This is a genomic window from Bradyrhizobium altum, from assembly GCF_020889705.1.
In the GTDB taxonomy this organism is placed as follows: Bacteria; Pseudomonadota; Alphaproteobacteria; order Rhizobiales; family Xanthobacteraceae; genus Bradyrhizobium; species Bradyrhizobium altum.
Genome location: NZ_JACMYP010000387.1, coordinates 1 through 6,024 on the forward strand (window position 1 = coordinate 1; position 6,024 = coordinate 6,024).

The following is a 6,024-nucleotide window of genomic DNA, read 5'->3' on the forward strand; positions in this document are numbered from 1 at the left end:
CCCGCTCACCCTTCGGCAGCGCTTCGAGCGCGCGGTTGAGCCAGCCGGACTGCACCCGGCCGGGACCGGGGAAGCCGCTCTCCAGCACATCCTGGCCATCGAAATGCGAGCGATCGCGATAGCAAGTCGCAACCGCATGAACGACAGCGGCCTGCTTGGCGCGATACATCCGCGCGAATTCCGGCATCGCCGGGTGCAGGCCGAAGAACGGATCGAGCATCACGGCCGCGTTCGGTCCGTCGGTTTTCAGTGCGATCGCGCCGTGCAGGCCGGCGTAATCGCGGTCGCCGACCGGCGCCACGGTGGCAAGGCCATCGAGCGCGCCGCGCAGGATGATGGTGACGAAGCGCGGATCGCGGCCATCGGCGGCGCGCGCGAATTTCGGCAAATAGGCCCAGGCGGCGAAGGAGGCGCCGCCGAGCAGCAGCGCGCGCCGCGACGTCGCCTGCAGCATCAAGCTCTCGGAGCAATCCATCATCATCTCCTCTGGAATTCCGGCGACATCAGCAGCAGCGCCAGCGCCTGCTGCCGCGATTCCGCACGCTCGATGGTGCGCCGCGTCTCGACCGAAGCGGCTTCCGCCGCAATCAGCTCGAGCAGGTCGCGCGGGTCGAACCGGTCGGCGAGCTGGGAGCCAAGCTGCGCCGAGATGTCGAGCCTGAGCTTGATGCCTTCGGGCGCGGCCCAGGCCGCTGCGGTATCCGGGAAACCGTTCGGCCCGGCCGGCGACCACAGCGGCTGGCCGAGCACGTTGAGGCCGTTGAGATAGCGGCCCGGATCCTCCGGATTGCGTGCCAGCAGCCGGCCGGAGGCGAGCAGGAATTCATAAGGCGAGCGCATTTTCGTCAGCGGCGCCTGCCACGCCTCGTTCGACTGAACGAGCGCGGTGGCCAGCGCCCTGAGATCGCCGTCGGTTCTGGTGAAGGTGTCCTGCAGCTTCGCCACCAGTGCCGGCGGCGGATCGTCGGCAACGAAATGGCGGGCGAACTTGGTCGCGATGAACTTCGCGGTCGAGGGATGCTGTGCGATGTCTGATAGCACGGCCTCGCCCTGTGCGAGGCCGGCCTGCGCGTAGATCTTGCCCAGCACCTGCTGCGGCCCGGGCTGGTGCGCATTGGCATTGAACACGAAGCTGCCGGGCGCACCGAGCTGGCCGCGGCGGCCGGCAAAGGTCCAGCCGGTGATGACACGCGCGAGCGCGGTCACGTCGTCCTGGGTATAGCCGCCGCCGACGCCGAGCGTATGCAGCTCCATGATCTCGCGCGCCAGATTCTCGTTGAGGCCGCGGCTGCGATTGATGCCGGCACGTGACTCCGGCCCGAGCGATTGCTGGTTGTCGAGGAAGAACAGCATCGCCGGATGCTGCTCGACAGTCTTCAGCATGTCGCCGAAGCGGCCGAGCACATGGGGGCGGATCGCCTCGCGTTCGAACGAGCCGGCCCACATCCGCGCCAGCGCGCCCTTGTTGGCGGAGATGCAGAAGTGGTTGGACCAGAACACCACGAGCCGCTCGACGAAACCGCAATCGGCGACCACGCCGCGTTGCAACCGCGCCAGCGCCTCGGCGCGGAACGTCTTCTGGATGATGTTGAGCGGTTGCGCCGGCGGCTTGGGCGGACCGGCCACCGTCTGCATCGGCGGAGGCTGCATCGTCGCGGACGGCGTCATTGCCGCATTGGCGTTGTCGACCGTCTGTGGCTGCATCGCCGGATCCTTGCCGGCGATCTCCTTCGCAGCCGTGGAGAGCGACAGATTGCGCCGCGGTTGCGGCTTCGCGTCCGCCCCCTGCGGCGGCGTCTCGCTCGCGCCTTGCTGCGCGGCTTTCGCGGCATTGCGCGCCTGCTGGATCTCGAACTGATAGTCGAACACCTGCTTGCCGAGCTCCGGCGTCGAGAGCAGGCCCGGCACTTCGAGCAGCGCACCGTTCGGACGCGCCAGTTCCGCCAGCACGAAACCGCGCGGATCGGAGGCCGCGTTGATGAAGTCGCCGGCCGCCCCGCCGCGGGCGCCAAATCCAAACCGGTTGAGAGCAATCAGCGCGGCTTGCGAATCACGGGCCATCAGAATTCCCTTAACGGCCTATCCCGGCTATATCAGTTGCCCGGCATCATAGCGCGGTCCGGGATGAACCCGAGATTAATTCGCGCATTAAATCGCGGTTAGAATGGACCTCACATCGCACGATCGTTCCGAACCAGCATCACCGCGCCGGCTTGCCTGCACGGCATGCGGCAGCGAATTTTCCTGCCAGCTCGGAGGACCGTGCTGGTGTTCCGACGAAAGCTTTCGTCTGCCGATGCCGGCCGATGGCGGCGACTGCCTGTGCCCCGCATGCTTGCGGAAACTGGCGGAACAGCAAGCCGCGGTGAGCGCCAAGTGAACGCGCCCTGGACCGTCGATGCCGTCCTGCTCGACATGGACGGCACGCTGCTCGACACCGAGAAGGTCTACTTCGACAGCCTGGTCGCGGCGCTGAATGCCTGCGGCTACACCGACGACGTCGTCGCGCTGTGCCATTCCATGGTCGGGCTTCCCGGCCCGGTCTGCGAGGCGATGCTGCGCGATCATTACGGCGCAGCGTTTCCGCTGGCGGAGGTCAATCGCACCTTCATCGTCACCCGCGATCGCATGTTCGACGCCGGCCTTCCGCTCAAGCCCGGCACGCTCGCGCTGCTCGACGGCCTTGCCGCCGCCGACTGCCGGACCGCGATCGTGACCTCGTCATCCCGCCGCACGGCCGAGCGACATCTCACGCTCGCTGGAATCCGCGACCGCTTCGACACGCTGCTGACACTCGACGACGTGACCCACGGCAAGCCGAACCCGGAGCTCTATCTCAAGGCGGCCGCGCGGCTCGACGTGACGCCGGCGGTCTGCATTGCCGTGGAGGATTCCAACCACGGCGTCGCTGCCGCCCACGCCGCCGGCGCAATCACGCTGATGGTGCCCGACATGGCGCCGCCGACCGACGAGACCCGCGTGAAATGCGCGGCCGTGCTGCCGGACCTCAATGCCGTGCTGGCGCTGCTGCAGGAGCGCGGCGCGCTCTAGCCGTCATTGCGAGCCACCCGGTCGGCGCGAAGCGCCGCCGGATGACAGGCTCCGCGAAGCAATTCATCATCCCGCATGTGCGGCGCGATGGTTTGCATCGTCGCTTCAGCGCAAAATTGCTTTGAAATTTTGTCGCGCGCTCCTCGCAATGACAGAGGCCGATCGGCCAGCACGTGTGCTCATAATGGTCCGCTTCTGAAGATGAAGCGGATGCAACTTGGCTCGGCCGTCATCGTCGGCTTTTGACCCAACAGGACACGTCCGCACGCTCGCGGAGCGTCCATTGGCTGATTGCGTCGCTACCGCCGCGCCAGATTGAGCCTTCAGCACGGCGCCGGTGGCAGCGTCACCGGCGCTGCTATTTCGTGAATCTGGGCCTTGTGGATGTCGGCGGCGTTGGCGCCGCGGGCTGAAGATTGAACGTCAGCCAGACGTTCCAGCCTGCTGGCCGATTTTCATTGGCGAATTCGCCGTAGCCCTTCAGGTTCAGATATCCCTGCATGTCTCCGACCGGGAAAATGTAACCGACCTGCGGGCCGACGCCGGCCACGCGCGACCGGAAGCAGCCGACGCGATCTCCGGAGCCGCTGTCGCAGCCGAGCTGCTGATAGAGGTAACCGACGAGGCCGACCTGCCACTGCTTGGTCAGGAATTGCGATGCGCCCCAGTCGAGGTGCATGTCGACGCCGCTTTGATATTGAGTGGAGGGGTTGACGAAGTTGTAAGTGAATCCCAGCACCGACGAAAATTCATGCCCGGTCTTTGGATCGAAATAGGTGTAGCCGCCGCCCGCGTCGATCGCCCAGTGCCCAATCCCCAAATTCGCCAGGCGGCCCGACTGATAGGCGCCGGCCGGAAGGTCGGCGGTAATGTACGTCATGTAATTGTTGACACCGGCATTCCAGCGCAGCGCGAACTGCGGGATCAGGTCGCCGAATGCAATGAGCGAGCTGTCGATGCTGTCAAACCGGGAGAAGGGGAACGTGCCGCCGCCCGGTCCCGTCAATGTCCCAACGAGCGATCCCGCCAGCGACGTGGAGTTGGAGCCGTAGGTCGCCAACAGGCTGGCAGAAGCCTGACCGCCCAGCACGGGTGTTGCAAAGGTGTAGGTCCCGGCCACAAGGCCGAGATTCACATTCGCATTGACGTTGGCGTTGACGTTGGCCGTCAGATTCGCGGGAAAGCGACCAAGCGTGATTTCGCGCGACCGCGCCACGTCGCCGCCGGCGGAAACAGAGGTGTGATAATAAACCGAGGTCACCGACCAGCCCGGCGCCTGCTGAGGAACAGCCGCGAGGCTGCCAAAAAACCCGGGTATCCAGAAGCTGATTCCATTTTCGTCGGCGCGAGCCGCTTGGGTGGACAGCACCAGCAGAGCGGCAAGCGCCCCAACTCTCAAACGCCACTGCGAAAAAAATCTGCGTCCCAAACCCGGTCCAAAGCACCGCATCGCCGATCCCCCGACTGTCGCGATCCCGCCATTGCTCCGGCGGGGCAGAAACCCGGAAACAATAAGCTGACGCCGCCGTTCGTCCATGCGAAATCGGCACACTTGCGTACAGCCGGAGGTTTATTGAAGGGTTGTGTCCATGACGCCACAACCTTGGCACTTTTTGCATAGTCATCAGGGGCTCTCGACAAGCCAAGAGGCACCTGGCTGGTTTGATCTAGATCAATAGAAGAAGGTTGTGCCGCTGCGAACGTGCCACCGCTTCAGATATTCGATTGTCATGTAGACCGACGAAGATGTTAAGCCGCGCTCCTCCCCGGCTGAATCGGCGCTAGGAAGCTGCCGAGAGATTCCTGGGGGCGGCGCTCGTAATTTTGAAACTCGTTCACTGCGAGTAGTCCATGCACGACGTTGGTGTTGCGGCAGGCGTACCTTTGTCGGATGGGCCCAGTGAGGGGGATATGGTCTGGATTCCGGGCGGCACGTTCCGCATGGGCTCCGACAGGCACTATGCCGAAGAGGCGCCGGTCCATCGCGTCTCGGTGAGCGGCTTCTGGATGGACCGGACGCCGGTCACCAATCGCGAATTTCGCAGGTTCGTCAACGCTACAGGCTACGTGACGTCAGCGGAGACGCGGCCTGACGCAAAGGATTATCCGGGCGCGCTGCCGCACATGCTCAAGGCAGGTTCGCTGGTTTTCACACCACCGAAGCGTCCGGTCGATTTGCGCGACTGGTCGCAATGGTGGAATTTCAAATTTGGCGCCAACTGGCGCCGCCCATACGGCCCCCGCAGTTCGATCAGCGGCCTCGACGATCATCCTGTGGTCCACATTGCGTATCGCGACGCGGAGGCCTACGCGACATGGGCTGGCAGGGACTTGCCGACCGAAGCCGAATGGGAGTTTGCCGCGCGCGGCGGCCTCGACGGCGCCGAGTTCGCCTGGGGCGACGAGCTTATGCCGGGCGGCAAGCCAATGGCGAATACCTGGCAAGGCGCATTTCCGTACGAGAATCTTAGCGGCGATGGTTACGCGCGCACCTCACCCGTCACCGCATTCCCGGTAAATGGCTACGGCCTTCATGACATGATCGGTAACGTCTGGGAGTGGACCACGGACTGGTGGTCTACCGACCATGAGCCCGATGCGGCCAAGCCGTGCTGCATTCCGGACAATCCACGCGGCGGGCGTGAGCAAGACAGCCACGATCCGTCTCTGCCCAAGATCAAAATTCCCCGCAAGGTTCTCAAAGGCGGCTCGCATCTCTGCGCGCCGAACTACTGCCGTCGCTATCGCCCGGCTGCGCGCCATGCGGAAGCGGTGGATACGTCCACGAGCCACGTTGGTTTTCGATGCGTCATAAGAAAGGGAGTAAATGATGAGCGATGAGAAGGATAACACTGCGCGCGACATGAGCCGCCGCAACGTGTTGCTCGCGACGACAAGCCTAGCTGCCGCGTCCGCATTGGGCGCCGCCGCATCGGTCGAAAAGGCATTGGCCCAGGCGCAGCAGGCACCGAG

5 protein-coding genes are annotated in these 6,024 nt (G+C 64.6%); 2 read left to right on the plus strand and 3 right to left on the minus strand.

Annotation, left to right across the window (positions count from 1 at the left end; all coding sequences use genetic code 11):
- The coding region (locus H8B02_RS44340; protein ID WP_376711785.1) for a DUF1501 domain-containing protein at positions 1-478 on the minus strand (478 nt) is incomplete at its 3' end.
- Complete coding sequence (locus H8B02_RS44345; protein ID WP_229172069.1) at positions 478-2,061, minus strand: DUF1800 domain-containing protein; 1,584 nt, start codon at positions 2,059-2,061, stop codon at positions 478-480. The genes H8B02_RS44340 and H8B02_RS44345, both read right to left, overlap by 1 nt.
- A 315-nt stretch (positions 2,062-2,376) precedes the next feature.
- Between H8B02_RS44345 and H8B02_RS44355 the strand changes: the two genes are divergently transcribed.
- On the plus strand, positions 2,377-3,051 hold the full coding sequence (locus tag H8B02_RS44355) for an HAD family hydrolase (RefSeq protein ID WP_229172071.1): 675 nt from the start codon (positions 2,377-2,379) through the stop codon (positions 3,049-3,051).
- A gap of 358 nt (positions 3,052-3,409) precedes the next feature.
- On the opposite strand, the gene H8B02_RS44360 is transcribed toward H8B02_RS44355, so the two are convergent.
- Complete coding sequence (locus H8B02_RS44360) at positions 3,410-4,588, minus strand: SphA family protein (protein WP_376711786.1); 1,179 nt, start codon at positions 4,586-4,588, stop codon at positions 3,410-3,412.
- 314 nt (positions 4,589-4,902) lie between these two features.
- Between H8B02_RS44360 and H8B02_RS44365 the strand changes: the two genes are divergently transcribed.
- Complete coding sequence (locus tag H8B02_RS44365) at positions 4,903-5,892, plus strand: formylglycine-generating enzyme family protein (protein ID WP_229172072.1); 990 nt, start codon at positions 4,903-4,905, stop codon at positions 5,890-5,892.
- The last annotated feature ends 132 nt before the right edge of the window (positions 5,893-6,024 follow it).